This window comes from Intestinirhabdus alba (assembly GCF_009711095.1).
Lineage (GTDB): Bacteria > Pseudomonadota > Gammaproteobacteria > Enterobacterales > Enterobacteriaceae > Intestinirhabdus > Intestinirhabdus alba.
On sequence record NZ_WMJZ01000012.1, the window covers coordinates 67,296 to 81,962 of the forward strand.

The window sequence follows — 14,667 nt, forward strand, 5'->3', positions numbered from 1 at the left end:
TTAGCCTAAGTGCTCCCCGCCGCATACGCCGTGCACCTCCGCGGTCACATAGCTTGACTCCTGGCTGGCCAGATAGACATACACCGGTGCCAGCTCCGCCGGCTGTCCGGCGCGCTTCAGCGGCGTCTGTTGGCCGAACTGCGGGATCTTATCCTGGGTCTGGCCGCCGCTAATCTGCAGCGCGGTCCAGATCGGGCCGGGCGCGACGACGTTAACCCGGATCCCTTTCTCCGCCACCTGTTTTGCCAGGCCGCGGCTGTAGTTAAGGATCGCTGCCTTGGTGGCGGCATAGTCCAGCAGATGCGGGCTTGGCTGGTACGCCTGAATGGATGAGGTGGTAACGATGCTGGCCCCTTTCGGCAGCAGCGGGATCGCCTCCTGAGTTATCCAGAAGAGGGCGAAAACGTTCACGGTAAAGGTCTGCTGGAACTGTTCGCTGGTCAGATCCTTAATCTCCGGGATCGCCGTTTGTTTCCCTGCCACCAGGGTGAGGATATCCAGGCCGCCCAGCGCCTCATGGGCTTTATGCACCAGCGAACGGGCAAACTGCTCGCTGCTCAGATCGCCCGGCAGCAGCACCGCCTTGCGGCCGCACTCTTCGATCAGCGCCTTGACCTGCTGCGCATCTTCTTCTTCCGCCGGGAGGTAGTTGATCGCCACGTCGGCACCTTCACGCGCGTAAGCGATGGCGGCAGCGCGCCCGATCCCCGAGTCGCCTCCTGTCACCAGCGCCTTACGATCTTTAAGGCGACCGCTGCCAACGTAGCTTTTTTCGCCACAGTCGGGAACCGGCGTCATTTTTGCCTGCACGCCGGGCGCGGGCTGCTTCTGCTGCGGATATTCGCCGGTGTAATACTGCGTGGTGGGGTCTTTTAACTGCGTCATTATGCTGCTCCCTACAGGTTGAACATCCTTTAAGGATAGTCGCAGCTGCGGCGGCGGGCAGGAAACCAGAACAATCCCTGGCGTGCGGCGTCCGGCAGGCCGTCACGCTGACCTGCCGGGGCGAACTTACTTACTTTTGCCGCGCGGGCGTGGTTATTTATCCGACGACGCCTGCCACAGATTCAGCCCGCCGTCGGCGATGTGCCGATCGATCTGCGCCAGTTCTTCATCGCTGAAGGTCAGGTTATTCAGCGCCAGGACGTTCTCCTCCAACTGCTCCGGCCGGCTGGCACCGATCAGCGCGGAGGTGACCCGCTCGTCCTTCAGCAGCCAGCTCAGCGCCATCTGGGCCATTGTCTGGCCGCGCCGCTGCGCCATCTCGTTGAGCAGGCGCAGGCTGGCGATATTGGCCTCGGTGAGCATATTTTCCGTCAGGCCGCGCGCTTTTTTCCCTTCGCGCTGCATCCGCGAACCGTCCGGAATGCCGTTTAAGTACTTCCCGGTCAGCAGCCCCTGGGCCAGCGGCGTGAAGGCGATACAGCCCGTGCCGTTGGCGACCAGTGTATCCAGCAGGCCGCTGTTATCCACCCAGCGGTTCAGCAGGTTGTAGGAGGGCTGGTGGATCAGCAGCGGAATTTTCCATTCGCGCAGCAGCTCCGCCATTTTTTGCGTCCGCTCTGGCGAATAAGAGGAGATGCCGACGTAGAGCGCCCGCCCGCTTTGCACCGCCTGGGCGAGAGCGGAGGCCGTCTCTTCCATCGGGGTATGCTCATCCACGCGGTGGGAGTAGAAGATGTCGACATAGTCCAGCCCCATCCGCTTCAGGCTCTGGTCAAGGCTGGCAAGAAGGTACTTGCGCGAGCCGCCGGAGCCGTACGGGCCGGGCCACATGTCATAACCGGCCTTGGTGGAGATAATCAGCTCATCGCGATAAGCGGCGAACTCCTCGCGCAGCAGGCGGCCAAAATTCTCTTCCGCGCTGCCCGGTGGCGGCCCGTAGTTATTGGCTAAGTCAAAGTGGGTGATGCCCAGATCAAACGCTTTACGCAGCAGCGTACGCTGTGAATCCAGCGCGTGGCCGTGGCCGAAGCTGTGCCACAGGCCCAGCGACAGCGCGGGCAGACGCAATCCGCTTTTGCCGCAATAGCGGTACAGCATTTGCGAATAGCGTTCGGGGTTGGCTAACCAGGTCATGGGATCTCCTTTAGGGCCTGATGGTAAGAATAAAACAACGTTTCTATTTTAACGCGACGGGCGTTATTTTCCCGTTCGCCAGGTCACATCGGGAGAAAAAAATGGCCGCCAGCGGCGCGTCGGGGCGGGGAAAACCGGCAGGTCAACGCGGCCTGTTTCAAAGGAAAATGGGCAGTTTTTTGTTATGGCGGATAAAAAAATAATTAGCGTATATCTTTTCCTTTTTTTGCCGATAACCGCATAGGACTTCTCATAATTTACAAAAGTAAGGATGACTTATGCGATTACTGAAGAACTACACTATCCGCCTGGTTCTGCTGACGATACTGGGACTTTTTTGCGCGCTCTGGACGGGCGTGGGGCTTTACAGCGTCCATTCGCTGTCGAGAGTTTCCGCTGGCAACGAGGTTGACCGCCATCTCGTTCACCAGATGACGGTCATCAGCCAGGGCAACGATCAGTATTTTCGCTTTGTTACCCGGCTGAGTCGCGTTTTGGAAGTCAAAAACAGCGGGGGAGAACCTGACTTTGCCCCCGTAAAGCAGGCGCTGGATAATATGCGTCAGAGGCTGGAGGAGATGAAAACACTCTCTCCCGGCCCGATGGATGCGGAAATTGCCAACGCGGTGCTGACCAGCTGGCAGGCGCTGCTCGACCAGGGCGTTATTCCACAAATGAACCTTGCGCAGCAGGGGACGGCCGACGCTTATCTCGACCACGCCCATAACGTAACGCCTGCCCTGAGCCGGGCCTTTGGAGCCAGCGTTGAGCGCTTTAACCGCACAGCCGGAACGATGCTGGACAGCACCCGGATGATGGTGGACGGTAAAACCTCAATGATCCGTATCCTGATTATCACCGCCGTTATTCTGGGGCTGCTGATTCTGCTCTTTACCGACCGCTACCTGGCGGCGATTGTGGTAAAACCGCTGGCGCGTATTCGCCAGCAGTTCCGCCAGATTGCGCAGGGCGATCTCAGCCAACCTCTTGAGGATACCGGCCGCAACTGCGTCGGCCAGCTGGTGCCGCTGCTGCGTGCCATGCAGGAGAGCCTGCGGGAGGCGGTGGGCGCGATTCGCCAGGGCAGCGACAGCATCTGGCGCGGGGCAACGGAGATTTCCGGCGGCAATAACGATCTCTCCTCGCGCACGGAGGAGCAGGCGGCGGCGCTGGAAGAGACGGCCGCCAGCATGGAGCAGCTGACCTCCACGGTGAAGCTGAACGCCGACCACGCGCGCCAGGCCAGCCAGCTTGCCGACGTGGCGTCGGAAACGGCGGGAAAAGGCGGAGCGCTGGTCTCCCGCGTCGTCAATACCATGGAGGATATCTCGGCCAGCTCCCGGCAGATCGCTGAAATCACTACGGTGATTAACAGCATCGCATTTCAGACCAATATTCTGGCGCTGAACGCCGCGGTGGAGGCGGCCAGGGCGGGCGAACAGGGTCGCGGGTTTGCGGTGGTGGCCGGCGAGGTGCGCAACCTGGCCAGCCGTAGCGCTGAGGCGGCGAAGGAGATCGAAACGCTGATCGCCGAATCGGTGAGCCGGGTGACTCTGGGGGCGGAGCTGGTGCATGAGACCGGCGCGACGATGGAGGCGATTCTGCGCGGGGTCACCGAGGTCACCACCATCATGAAGCAGATTGCCGAGGCCTCGGAAGAACAAAGCAAAGGCATTTCACAGGTGGGTATCGCCATCGCGCAGATGGACGGCGTCACCCAGCAGAACGCCGCGCTGGTGGAGCAGGTTTCCGCCGCCGCCGCCGCGCTGGAGCGGCAGACGACGGAGCTGCAGCGCTCCGTGCAGCGCTTCCGCCTTGGGCAGGAAGCGTCCGCTCCCGGTTCGCTAAAAGCAGTGGAGCCTCAGGCTAAGCCANCCCGCTGGAAGCCGCGGCTCCTCAGGAGAAGCCCGCCGCGACCACGGGCGAAGCGTGGGCTGCCTTCTGAATCGCTAAAAAAGGGGCGCATCCCTCTGGCCTTTACGGGAAAAAGTCGATATATAACATTTTATATATCGACGGGAGGGATTATGAACAACCATTTTGGCAAAGGCCTGATGGCCGGACTCAACGCGGCGCGGCCCGACAGCGCCCGTAATGTGGCGCATTTCTGCGCCGACTATAAGCGCGGTTTTGTGCTGGGCTTCTCGCAGCGGATGTTTGAAAAAACCGGCGATCGCCAGCTCAGCGCCTGGGAGGCGGGCATTCTTACCCGCCGCTACGGCCTTGATAAAGAGATGGTTATCGACTTTTTTCGCGAGAATCAGTCCGCCGTCGCCGTCCGGTTCTTCATGGCGGGCTATCGGCTGGAAGGCCAGGGGTAGGCTGTCGGATCTGGCAGCCCGGCGCGCGGCAGGCTGAAACGGCGCGGCGTCGGAATGAAGCGATCTTTGTCTTTTCGCCCGGTCTGAACCCGCAGCGTCACGGCCGTCTTTTTCGCTGAACGGCGCGCCGTCGTGGGGCTGTGGATGATTGAGTCATTTAGCCTAAAGTGGTATTATTTTGCTTTAATTAATTACACCATTGACTTAATCCTTCGTTTTATCGCCCCTTCGCAGTATTATGTCACACATAACCATAATAAGAATGTGGTAAATGGCGCGCTGCTCGCAGTAACCCATTTGTAAGTAGTGCAGAATGAACGCCAGGTCTTCGCAACGGAATAACTATAAAATGACTGGAGATAATACTCTCATCACTTCTCACGGCGTTAATCGCCGTGATTTCATGAAGCTTTGTGCAGCACTCGCTGCCACCATGGGCCTCAGCGGCAAAGCCGCTGCCGCAATGGCTGAATCGGTTGCTAATCCGCAGCGTCCTCCGGTTGTCTGGATAGGCGCTCAGGAGTGCACGGGCTGTACCGAATCGCTGCTGCGCTCGACTCACCCGACGGTAGAAAACCTGGTTCTGGAGACCATCTCTCTGGAATATCACGAGGTGCTTTCCGCCGCCTTCGGCCATCAGGTCGAAGAGAACAAGCATCACGCTCTTGAGAAGTACAAAGGGCAGTATGTGCTGGTGGTCGATGGCTCTATCCCGCTAAAAGATAACGGTATTTACTGTATGGTCGCCGGAGAGCCGATTGTGGATCATATCCGCAAAGCGGCGGAAGGCGCAGCGGCAATTATCGCTATCGGCTCCTGCTCCGCCTGGGGTGGCGTCGCGGCGGCGGGCGTGAACCCGACCGGCGCGGTGGGCCTGCAGGAGGTACTGCCGGGCAAAACCGTTATCAATATTCCGGGCTGCCCGCCTAACCCGCATAACTTCCTCGCCACAGTGGCGCATATCATCACCTTCGGTAAACCGCCGAAGCTGGATGCGAAAAATCGTCCCGCCTTCGCCTACGGTCGCCTGATCCACGAACACTGTGAACGTCGTCCGCACTTTGACGCCGGCCGTTTCGCCAAAGAGTTCGGCGATGAAGGCCACCGCGAGGGCTGGTGCCTTTACCACCTTGGCTGCAAAGGGCCGGAAACGTACGGCAACTGCTCGACGCTGCAGTTCTGCGACGTCGGCGGCGTGTGGCCGGTGGCTATTGGCCATCCCTGCTACGGCTGTAACGAAGAGGGCGTCGGTTTCCATAAGGGGATCCACCAGCTGGCTCACGTGGAAAACCAGACTCCGCGCTCCGAAAAGCCTGACGTGAATATCAAAGAGGGCGGCCACGTTTCCGCGGGTGCCGTCGGGCTGCTCGGCGGCGTGGTGGGACTTGTGGCCGGCGTCAGCGTGATGGCGGTGCGTGAACTGGGGCGTCAGCAGAAGAAAGATGACGCTGACTCACGGGGAGAATAACCGTGAACAGACGTAATTTTATTAAAGCCGCCTCCGGCGGGGCGCTGCTGCTGGGCGCTGCGCCGACCGTCAGCCATGCGGCGGCGGAAAACCGTCCGCCGATCCCCGGCGCGTTAGGGATGCTGTATGACTCGACGCTGTGCGTCGGCTGTCAGGCCTGCGTGACAAAGTGTCAGGATATCAACTTTCCGGCGCGCAACCCGAAAGGGGAGCAGACCTGGTCAAACAACGACAAGCTGTCGCCGTACACCAATAACATCATTCAGGTGTGGCACAGCGGCACGGGCGCGAATAAAGACCAGCAGGAGAACGGCTATGCGTACATTAAAAAACAGTGTATGCACTGCGTCGATCCCAACTGCGTCTCCGTCTGCCCGGTCTCCGCGCTGAGGAAAAACCCAAAAACCGGCGTCGTCCACTACGACAAAGACGTCTGCACCGGCTGCCGCTACTGTATGGTCGCCTGCCCGTACAACGTGCCGAAGTACGACTATGACAACCCCTTTGGTGCCATTCACAAATGTGAGCTGTGCAACCAGAAGGGCGTTGAGCGTCTGGATAAGGGCGGTCTTCCCGGCTGCGTTGAGGTTTGCCCGGCCGGGGCGGTGATCTTTGGCACTCGCGAAGCGCTGTTAGCCGAGGCGAAAAAGCGCCTGGCGCTGCGGCCCGGCAGCGAGTACCACTACCCGCGACAGACCCTGGAGGCGAAAGATACTTGGCTGCACACGGTGCCGAAATACTATCCGCACCTGTACGGCGAAAAAGAGGGCGGCGGTACGCAGGTGCTGGTACTGACCGGGGTTCCTTATGAGGAGCTGGGGCTGCCGAAGCTGGACGATCTGTCGACCGGCGCGCGCTCCGAACATGTTCAACACACCCTGTATAAAGGCATGATGCTCCCACTGGCAGTGCTGGCGGGCTTAACCGTGCTGGTTCGTCGTAATACCAAAAACGACCATCACGACGGAGGAGACGATCGTGAGTCATGATCCAAAACCGCTGGGCGGCAAAATCATCAGTAAACCAGTGATGATTTTTGGGCCGCTCATTGTCCTGTGCCTGCTGCTTATCGTGAAGCGTCTGGTGTTCGGCCTGGGGTCCGTCTCCGATCTGAACGGCGGCTTCCCGTGGGGCGTGTGGATCGCCTTCGATCTGCTGATCGGCACCGGCTTCGCCTGCGGCGGCTGGGCGCTGGCGTGGGCGGTGTACGTTTTCAATCGGGGGCAGTACCATCCGCTGGTGCGTCCGGCGCTGCTGGCCAGCCTGTTTGGCTACTCGCTCGGCGGCCTGTCCATCACCATCGACGTCGGTCGTTACTGGAACCTGCCGTACTTTTACATTCCGGGCCACTTTAACGTGAACTCGGTGCTGTTCGAGACGGCGGTCTGTATGACCATCTACATCGGCGTTATGGCGCTGGAGTTCCTGCCCGCCGTGCTTGAGCGTCTGGGCTGGAAGGTTTCTCTTAAGCGCCTGAACAAGGTGATGTTTTTCATCATTGCGCTGGGCGCGCTGCTGCCGACCATGCACCAGTCCTCTATGGGGTCGTTGATGATCTCGGCGGGCAACAAGGTCCATCCGCTGTGGCAGAGCTATGAGATGCTGCCGCTGTTCTCGGTGCTTACCGCCTTTATTATGGGCTTCTCGATCGTCATCTTTGAAGGTTCGCTGGTGCAGAGCGGCCTGCGCGGCAACGGCCCGGACGAGAAAAACCTGTTCGTGAAGCTGACCAACACCATCAGCGTGCTGCTGGCGATTTTCGTCGTGCTGCGCTTTGGCGAACTCATTTATCACCACAAGCTGTCGTACGCCTTTAGCGGGGATCTGTACGCCGTGATGTTCTGGGTTGAAGCGGTTCTGATGCTCTTTCCGCTGGTGATGCTGAGAAGCGCAAGGCTGCGCAATGATTCGCGTATGCTCTACCTGTCGGCGCTCAGCGCGCTGCTGGGCTGTGCGACCTGGCGTCTGTCCTATTCGCTGGTGGCCTTCAACCCCGGCGGCGGCTACCACTACTTCCCCACCTGGGAAGAGCTGTTGATTTCTATTGGATTTGTGGCTATTGAGATCTGCGCATACATCGTACTCATTCGTCTACTGCCGATCCTTCCTCCTTTAAAACACAACGATCATAATCGTCATGAGGCGAGCAAAGCATGAGCCAGAGAATTACTATTGATCCGGTGACCCGTATTGAGGGGCATTTACGCATTGACTGCGAAATTGAAAACGGCGTCGTTTCAAAAGCATGGGCATCCGGAACCATGTGGCGCGGTATGGAAGAGATCGTCAAGAACCGCGACCCGCGCGATGCCTGGATGATCGTCCAGCGTATTTGCGGCGTCTGCACCACCACCCACGCGCTCTCTTCGGTGCGCGCGGCGGAAAGCGCGCTGAACATCGACGTTCCCGTTAACGCCCAGTATATTCGTAACATTATCCTGGCGGCGCACACCACCCATGACCATATCGTCCACTTCTACCAGCTCTCGGCGCTGGACTGGGTGGACATCACCTCCGCCCTGAAGGCCGATCCGGCGAAGGCGTCGGCGATGCTGAGCGGCGTTTCCAGCTGGCATCTGAACAGCGCGGAAGAGTTCACGAAGGTTCAGAACAAGATCAAGGCGCTGGTGGACAGCGGCCAGCTGGGAATTTTCGCCAACGGCTACTGGGGTCACCCGGCGATGCAGCTGCCGCCGGAGGTCAACCTGATCGCCGTGGCCCACTACCTGCAGGCGCTGGAGTGCCAGCGCGACGCTAACCGCGTGGTGGCGCTGCTGGGGGGTAAAACCCCGCACATCCAGAACCTGGCGGTGGGCGGGGTGGCGAACCCGATCAACCTCGACGGCGTGGGCGTGCTGAACCTTGAGCGCCTGATGTACATTAAGTCCTTCATCGACAAGCTGAGCGACTTCGTTGAGCAGGTCTATAAAGTCGATACGGCGGTGATCGCGGCGTACTATCCGGAGTGGCTGGAGCGCGGCAAAGGGGCGGTAAACTACCTGTGCGCGCCGGAGTATCCGACCGACGGCAAAAACGGCAGCTTCCTGTTCCCCGGCGGCTATATCAGTAACGCCGATCTGGCGAGCTACCGGCCAATCAACTCTCACTCCGACGAGTTCCTGATCAAGGGCATTCAGGAGAGCGCGAAGCACGCCTGGTACAAGGACGAAGCGCCCCAGGCACCGTGGGAAGGCACGACCGTTCCTGAGTACACCGGCTGGTCGGACGACGGTAAATATTCGTGGGTGAAAGCCCCGACCTTCTACGGTAAAACCGTGGAGGTTGGCCCGCTGGCCAATATGCTGTGCAAGCTGGCGGCAGGGCGCGAGGCGACCCACGCGAAGCTGAATGAAATTATCGCTATCTACCAGAAGCTGACCGGCAAGACCCTGGAGGTGGCGCAGCTGCACTCCACTCTCGGCCGCATCATCGGGCGCACCGTACACTGCTGCGAGCTGCAGAATATCCTGCAGCATCAGTACGCCGCGCTGATTGAAAACATCGGCAAGGGCGATTTCACCACCTTCGTGAAGCCGGAGATCCCGGCGACGGGCGAGTTTAAGGGCGTCGGCTTCCTGGAGGCCCCGCGCGGTATGCTCTCCCACTGGATGGTGATCAAAGACGGGATTATCAGCAACTACCAGGCGGTGGTGCCCTCCACCTGGAACTCCGGCCCGCGCAACTTCAACGACGAGGTTGGCCCGTACGAGCAGTCGCTGGTGGGAACGCCCATCGCCGATCCGCACAAGCCGCTGGAGGTGGTGCGCACCATTCACTCCTTCGATCCGTGCATGTCCTGCGCGGTGCACGTGGTGGACGCCGACGGCAGTGAAGTGGTCTCGGTGAAGGTCCTCTGATGCGGATATTAGTTTTAGGGGTCGGCAATATCCTGCTGACCGATGAGGCTATCGGGGTGCGTATCGTTGAGGCGTTAGGGCAGCGCTACGCGCTGCCGGAGTACGTCGAGATCCTCGACGGCGGCACCGCGGGCATGGAGCTGCTCGGCGACATGGCGAACCGGGATCATCTGATCATCGCCGACGCCATTGTGTCGAAGAAGCGCGAGCCGGGCACCCTGATGGTCCTGCGCGACGACGAGGTGCCGGCGCTGTTCACCAATAAGATCTCGCCCCACCAGCTTGGCCTGGCCGACGTGCTGTCGGCCCTGCGCTTCACCGACGAGTTTCCGAAGAAGCTGACGCTGGTTGGCGTGATCCCGCAATCCCTGGAGCCGCACATCGGCCTGACGCCGACGGTGGAGGCGATGATTGAGCCGGCGCTGGAGCAGGTGTTAGCCGCGCTGCGCGAGTCAGGCGTCGAGGCGACGCCTAAGGAGCCGACGCATGGCTGACGAGATCATCGGCTTTTCCACCTCTCCGCAGGCGCGGGTGCAGGCAGCCTTTGAGGAGATCGCCCGCCGCGCGATGCACGATCTGTCGTTTCTGCATCCGTCCATGCCGGTTTATGTCACCGACCTGACGCCGTTTGAAGGCCAGTGGACCGGCTGCGTGATTACGCCGTGGATGTTGAGCGCGCTGATCTTCCCCGGCCCGGATCAGATCTGGCCGCAGCGCAAGGTCAGCGACAAGCTCGGCCTGCGCCTGCCCTACGGCGATATGACCTTTACCGTCGGCGAGCTGGACGGCGTTTCGCAGTATCTCTCCTGTTCGCTGATGTCGCCCCTTGAGCGCGGCCTGTCGGCGGAGGAGGGCGTGCGGCTGGCGGACGACTGCGCGCGGATGCTGCTGTCGCTGCCGGTCAGCGATCCCGACTCGCCCCAGCAGGCCGGTCGCCGGGCCCTGCTGTTCGGCCGCCGGAGCGGCGAGCATGCATGAGCTCTCCCTGTGCCAGAGCGCGGTGGAGATCGTGCTGCAGCAGGCGGAGCAGCATGGGGTAACGCGCGTCACCGGCGTATGGCTGGAGATTGGCGCGCTCTCCTGCGTGGAGGAGAGCGCCGTGCGCTTCAGTTTCGACATCGTCTGCCGGGGGACGATAGCCGAAGGCAGTACGCTGCATATCGGCTATCGGCCGGCGCAGGCCTGGTGCTGGGACTGCGGCGAGGCGGTTGAAATAGAGCGCCACGACGCGCCCTGCCCGCGCTGCCAGGGCGTCAGCCTGCGGGTGGACGCCGGCGATTCCCTGAAGGTTAAAAGTATTGAAGTGGAGTAACCCGCTTCTCATTCCAGGTGGTTAACTATGTGTATTGGAGTCCCCGGCCAGGTGCTGGCCGTCGGTGAGGATATTCATCAGCTGGCGCAGGTCGAAGTGTGCGGCATCAGGCGCGAGGTGAATATCGCTCTGATTTGCGAAGGCTATCCGGCGGAGCTGGTGGGGCAGTGGGTGCTGGTACACGTCGGTTTTGCCATGAGCATTATCGACGAAGAGGAGGCCAGAATCACGCTGGACGCCCTGCGCCGTATGGAGTACGACGTCACCAGCGCCTGATCCCGCTGTTAAGCGCCCCGACAATCGTTATATAATAGAGTGTATATACCCTAAATAATTCGAGTTGCAGGACAAAACGCAGCGCGTTTTGAACAGCCCCCAGGCTGGCCCCGAAGGGGTGAGGCCCTCAGGCCGAATCACGCGGCGACGCAGTGACAAATTCGTCAGGAACGAATTTGAACAGCCGCAGGCTGCCTCTGGTGAGAGACAGGGATGTCTCTCATTAATCCCCAGGAGCTTACTAGAGTAAGTGACTGGGGTGAGCGAGGACAAATCGGCTTAGCTGATTTGAACGCCGCTGGCGGCGGCCCTTCAGGGTGAGGCCCCTGGGCCGAATAAAGCCAACGCACATGCAACTTGAAGTATGACGGGTATATCGATTGCGAGGAGACGCTCATGTTGACATCCCTGCGCCAGCTTTCCCTGCTGGCGCTTCTTTTTTCCCTGCCTTTCACGGCCCTGGCCGATCGCACCTTCACCGATCAGATAGGCCGCCAGGTTACCGTTCCGGACACCGTCGATCGCGTGGTGGTGCTGCAGCATCAGACGCTGAACCTGCTGGTGCAGATGAACGCCACCGATAAAATCGTCGGCGTAATGGCCAACTGGAAGCAGCAGCTCGGCGAAGGCTACGCGCGGCTGGCACCGGAGCTGGCGCAGAAGGCGGCGCTGGGTGATTTAACCCACGTCGATCCGGAAAAGCTGGTGGCGCTGCATCCGCAGGTAGTGTTTGTCACCAACTATGCGCCGCGGGAAATGATCGACAAAATCAGCGATCTTGGCATCCCGGTGGTGGCGATCTCCCTGCGCCACGACGCGGCGGGAGAGCAGGCCAAAATTAACCCGACCATGGTGAATGAGGAGGCGGCTTACGATCGCGGGCTGCGCGAAGGCATTACGCTTATCGGCGACATCGTCAATAAGCCGCAGGCGGCGAAGGCGCTGATTGAGGCGACGGATCGCGGCCGTAAAATAGTCAGCGACCGTCTGCAGGCGCTTCCTGAAGCGAAGCGGGTGCGCGCCTATATGGCTAATCCGGATCTGACCACCTACGGCTCCGGCAAATATACCGGGCTGATGATGGCGCACGCCGGGGCGCTGAACGTGGCGGCGGCGACGGTGAAAGGCTTTAAGCCGGTGGCGATGGAGCAGGTGATCGCCTGGAACCCGCAGGTGATTTTTGTCCAGGACCGCTATCCGAAGGTGGTGGAGCAGATCCGCAACGATCCGCGGTGGCAGGTGATTGACGCGGTGAAAAACCAGCGCGTCTATCTGATGCCTGATTATGCTAAGGCCTGGGGTTACCCGATGCCGGAGGCGATGGGCATTGGCGAGCTGTGGATGGCGAAGAAGCTCTATCCGGAAAAGTTCCGGGATATTGATATGCGCAGGGTCGCCAACGACTGGTATCAGCGCTTCTACCGTACCGACTACCAGGGCGTGGAGTAAATCGCTTTGCAAAATAGCCGGTCCCGTAAAGGGCGTTAAGCCTGGATTTGTGGCCTGAGCCATTACCAGAACGTCCTGTGCCAGCACCTTGCCCTGCGCTTTCTGCTGGCCGTACTAGCCTGGCGAGGTAAAAATAATAAAAGGCCGGGAGGGGGTACTGTCTGCCCCCGGCTTTTATACCCGTCATACTTCAGGCTGCATGTGCGTTGGCTTCTGGTTACTTGTCTCATCCATGAGATTTGTCCTGAAGGGCCGCCGCCGCGTGGCGTTCAAATCTGCCCGGGACAGATTTGTTACTCACCCCGGTCACAGCGTTTGCTATGCCCCCGGGAATGAATGAGGGGTATCCCTGCCCCTCGCCGAAGGGAACCTGCCGTCGGGTAAATTTATTGCTTACGAATTTGTCGCTCACCTGCCGCGGGGCCAGCCCAGGGGCGGTTCAAAACGCGCTGCGTTTTGTCCTGCAACTTGAAGTATGACGGGGATATATTAGAATTCAGCCAAATGTCTTACATTTATGTTTTCACGGCAGGCTATTTATATATATGGGTCGAAATCAAATGAGGCACCTGCCGCGCTAAGCCTGCTTATTGTACGCACATCAATGTCGAATGCAGGTCTGAAGCCATTTTCATCAGAAATAATAGCTACTGACAATTCAACATGAAAAGCTCTTAATCCTTCAAGACCATTTCTGCTATATTTAGCACCTTCATCCAGGACTTTGTTAATAATCAGCAGTAAAATATCATGATTATAACGATCGGACTCATGTTTCGATATGCTGAACCATTCTCCCTTAACGGGATCTATGCCATGTAACTCAACGGTTAATTTCATAAATTATTTCCAGTTATATTTGTCAGGAGAATATTTTCTCCTTTACAATCCATGTTCTTATTCACGCCGACGGGTATGTTTTTCACATACGCATACTGATTCCGCCCGCCCGTCAGCCCTGTCGGGTCCAGTGTGATATACGCCCTGGCGTCGGGTCGTAGTACCGGTTCAGATTGTAAAAGAGCCTCGACTCCTCGTCCTGTCCCTGAAAACACAGCGGGTTGCGGAACTTCAGCAGTGCCTTGCTCCTATCATAATCGCTTAAAAATTATTCGTCACTCATCCGGCCGAGGCGTCATATTCACAGGCATATATCCACCTGCCATTGACGTCCGTCAGGCTGTGCGGCGTACCCGGGTGGTCCGTCTGATACCAGTACACCGTTGATTTATGCCCGTAAGGAAGCCGCCACTTATGCCCCTCCACCAGCGCCAGCGGCTGCCCGGCTCGTAAATAAAACTCTGCCACTCCCCCGCGTCTGCGCCACCAGCCGGTTTCCCTGCCAGATAAACTCCGTCAGCTCGCCGTTGCGGCACTTGCTGGTCCGCCGGTTGAACGGGTCGTAATCAAACGCCTCTGTCTTCTGCACGTGGCCTTCGCTGTAGGAGGAGGGCGACTCCGCCGCCGTCAGCCGCCCTGCGGCGTCATAGTGCCAGCGCCGCGCCTGGTGTTCCTCCCCCTCCGCCAGCCTGCCGCGTTCATCATAACGGAAGGCCACCAGAGACGCATCGTCCAGGGTGATACATTACCGTCGGGCCTGCTGCGTATTTATCTTCAGACGATATATTTTTATTAATATATATCTGTCGGGATATTTAATTACCCGTTTCCGTACTGAACCGGCGGAGTTTCAGTATATACCCGTCATACTTCAGGCTGCATGTTAGTTGGCTTCGGGTTACTCGTCTCATCCATGAGACTCGCCCTGACGGGCCGCCGCCAGCGGCGTTCAAATCTGCTCCAGGCAGATTTGTCGCTCACCCCAGTCACTTACTACAGTAAGCTCCCGGGGATTAATGAGAGACATCCCTGGCTCTCACCAGAGGCAGCCAGCGGCTGTTCAAA

Annotated in this window: 13 protein-coding genes and 3 pseudogenes; 11 read left to right on the top strand and 5 right to left on the bottom strand. The window is 59.2% G+C overall.

Going from position 1 to position 14,667, the window contains the following annotated elements; all coding sequences use genetic code 11:
* Both GJV78_RS10500 and GJV78_RS10505 read right to left on the bottom strand, forming a co-directional pair.
* Positions 1-885: an SDR family oxidoreductase gene (locus tag GJV78_RS10500; protein WP_155108295.1), complete on the bottom strand. Its 885-nt coding sequence runs from the start codon at positions 883-885 to the stop codon at positions 1-3.
* Between the two features lie 153 nt (positions 886-1,038).
* A complete protein-coding gene (locus GJV78_RS10505; RefSeq protein WP_155108296.1) occupies positions 1,039-2,079 on the bottom strand; it encodes an aldo/keto reductase in 1,041 nt (346 codons plus the stop codon).
* 278 nt (positions 2,080-2,357) lie between these two features.
* On the opposite strand from GJV78_RS10505, the pseudogene GJV78_RS10510 reads away from it, so the two are divergent.
* The 11 genes and pseudogenes from GJV78_RS10510 to GJV78_RS10560 form a co-directional block, all read left to right on the top strand.
* Positions 2,358-3,917: pseudogene (locus GJV78_RS10510) on the top strand (methyl-accepting chemotaxis protein); the annotation flags it as partial.
* A gap of 201 nt (positions 3,918-4,118) precedes the next feature.
* Positions 4,119-4,400 (top strand): annotated as a pseudogene (locus tag GJV78_RS24125) (DUF2623 family protein); the annotation flags it as partial.
* A gap of 349 nt (positions 4,401-4,749) precedes the next feature.
* Positions 4,750-5,868 (top strand): hydrogenase 2 small subunit, encoded by a 1,119-nt coding sequence (gene hybO / locus GJV78_RS10520; protein ID WP_155108298.1) that lies wholly within the window; start codon positions 4,750-4,752, stop codon positions 5,866-5,868.
* Positions 5,869-5,870: 2 nt separating this feature from the next.
* Positions 5,871-6,857, top strand: a complete 987-nt coding sequence (hybA, locus tag GJV78_RS10525) for a hydrogenase 2 operon protein HybA (RefSeq protein ID WP_167519505.1) — start codon at positions 5,871-5,873, stop codon at positions 6,855-6,857.
* A complete protein-coding gene (hybB, locus tag GJV78_RS10530) occupies positions 6,847-8,025 on the top strand; it encodes a Ni/Fe-hydrogenase cytochrome b subunit (protein WP_167519506.1) in 1,179 nt (392 codons plus the stop codon). Before hybA ends, hybB begins: the two co-directional genes overlap by 11 nt.
* Positions 8,022-9,725, top strand: a complete 1,704-nt coding sequence (gene hybC / locus GJV78_RS10535) for a hydrogenase 2 large subunit (protein ID WP_155108299.1) — start codon at positions 8,022-8,024, stop codon at positions 9,723-9,725. Before hybB ends, hybC begins: the two co-directional genes overlap by 4 nt.
* Positions 9,725-10,219 carry a HyaD/HybD family hydrogenase maturation endopeptidase gene (locus GJV78_RS10540; protein WP_155108300.1) on the top strand — a complete coding sequence of 165 codons (495 nt, stop codon included), beginning with the start codon at positions 9,725-9,727 and terminating at the stop codon, positions 10,217-10,219. Before hybC ends, GJV78_RS10540 begins: the two co-directional genes overlap by 1 nt.
* On the top strand, positions 10,212-10,703 hold the full coding sequence (gene hybE, locus GJV78_RS10545) for a hydrogenase-2 assembly chaperone (RefSeq protein ID WP_155108301.1): 492 nt from the start codon (positions 10,212-10,214) through the stop codon (positions 10,701-10,703). Before GJV78_RS10540 ends, hybE begins: the two co-directional genes overlap by 8 nt.
* Positions 10,696-11,037, top strand: a complete 342-nt coding sequence (gene hypA / locus GJV78_RS10550; protein ID WP_155108302.1) for a hydrogenase maturation nickel metallochaperone HypA — start codon at positions 10,696-10,698, stop codon at positions 11,035-11,037. The genes hybE and hypA overlap by 8 nt, the downstream gene beginning before the upstream one ends.
* Positions 11,038-11,064: 27 nt before the next feature.
* Positions 11,065-11,313, top strand: coding sequence for a hydrogenase maturation factor HybG (gene hybG / locus GJV78_RS10555; protein WP_155108303.1), 249 nt, complete (start codon positions 11,065-11,067; stop codon positions 11,311-11,313).
* A 396-nt stretch (positions 11,314-11,709) separates the two neighbouring features.
* On the top strand, positions 11,710-12,762 hold the full coding sequence (locus tag GJV78_RS10560; protein ID WP_155108304.1) for an ABC transporter substrate-binding protein: 1,053 nt from the start codon (positions 11,710-11,712) through the stop codon (positions 12,760-12,762).
* A gap of 537 nt (positions 12,763-13,299) precedes the next feature.
* Here GJV78_RS10560 and GJV78_RS10565 read toward each other — a convergent pair.
* The 3 genes and pseudogenes from GJV78_RS10565 to GJV78_RS10575 form a co-directional block, all read right to left on the bottom strand.
* On the bottom strand, positions 13,300-13,602 hold the full coding sequence (locus GJV78_RS10565) for a YbbD family protein (RefSeq protein WP_155108305.1): 303 nt from the start codon (positions 13,600-13,602) through the stop codon (positions 13,300-13,302).
* Between the two features lie 77 nt (positions 13,603-13,679).
* Positions 13,680-13,810 (bottom strand): annotated as a pseudogene (locus GJV78_RS24130) (RHS repeat-associated core domain-containing protein); the annotation flags it as partial.
* Between the two features lie 204 nt (positions 13,811-14,014).
* On the bottom strand, positions 14,015-14,320 hold the full coding sequence (locus GJV78_RS10575; RefSeq protein ID WP_167519508.1) for an RHS repeat protein: 306 nt from the start codon (positions 14,318-14,320) through the stop codon (positions 14,015-14,017).
* Between the last annotated feature and the right edge of the window lie 347 nt (positions 14,321-14,667).

Bases quoted from the DNA above. Each gene is read 5' to 3' on its own strand.
- hybG (WP_155108303.1), top strand. From the start codon at position 11,065: ATGTGTATTGGAGTCCCCGGCCAGGTGCTGGCCGTCGGTGAGGATATT.
- hybE (WP_155108301.1), top strand. From the start codon at position 10,212: ATGGCTGACGAGATCATCGGCTTTTCCACCTCTCCGCAGGCGCGGGTG.
- GJV78_RS10500 (WP_155108295.1), bottom strand. From the start codon at position 885: ATGACGCAGTTAAAAGACCCCACCACGCAGTATTACACCGGCGAATAT.
- hybC (WP_155108299.1), top strand. From the start codon at position 8,022: ATGAGCCAGAGAATTACTATTGATCCGGTGACCCGTATTGAGGGGCAT.
- GJV78_RS10505 (WP_155108296.1), bottom strand. From the start codon at position 2,079: ATGACCTGGTTAGCCAACCCCGAACGCTATTCGCAAATGCTGTACCGC.
- hypA (WP_155108302.1), top strand. From the start codon at position 10,696: ATGCATGAGCTCTCCCTGTGCCAGAGCGCGGTGGAGATCGTGCTGCAG.
- hybO (WP_155108298.1), top strand. From the start codon at position 4,750: ATGACTGGAGATAATACTCTCATCACTTCTCACGGCGTTAATCGCCGT.
- GJV78_RS10560 (WP_155108304.1), top strand. From the start codon at position 11,710: ATGTTGACATCCCTGCGCCAGCTTTCCCTGCTGGCGCTTCTTTTTTCC.
- GJV78_RS10565 (WP_155108305.1), bottom strand. From the start codon at position 13,602: ATGAAATTAACCGTTGAGTTACATGGCATAGATCCCGTTAAGGGAGAA.
- GJV78_RS10540 (WP_155108300.1), top strand. From the start codon at position 9,725: ATGCGGATATTAGTTTTAGGGGTCGGCAATATCCTGCTGACCGATGAG.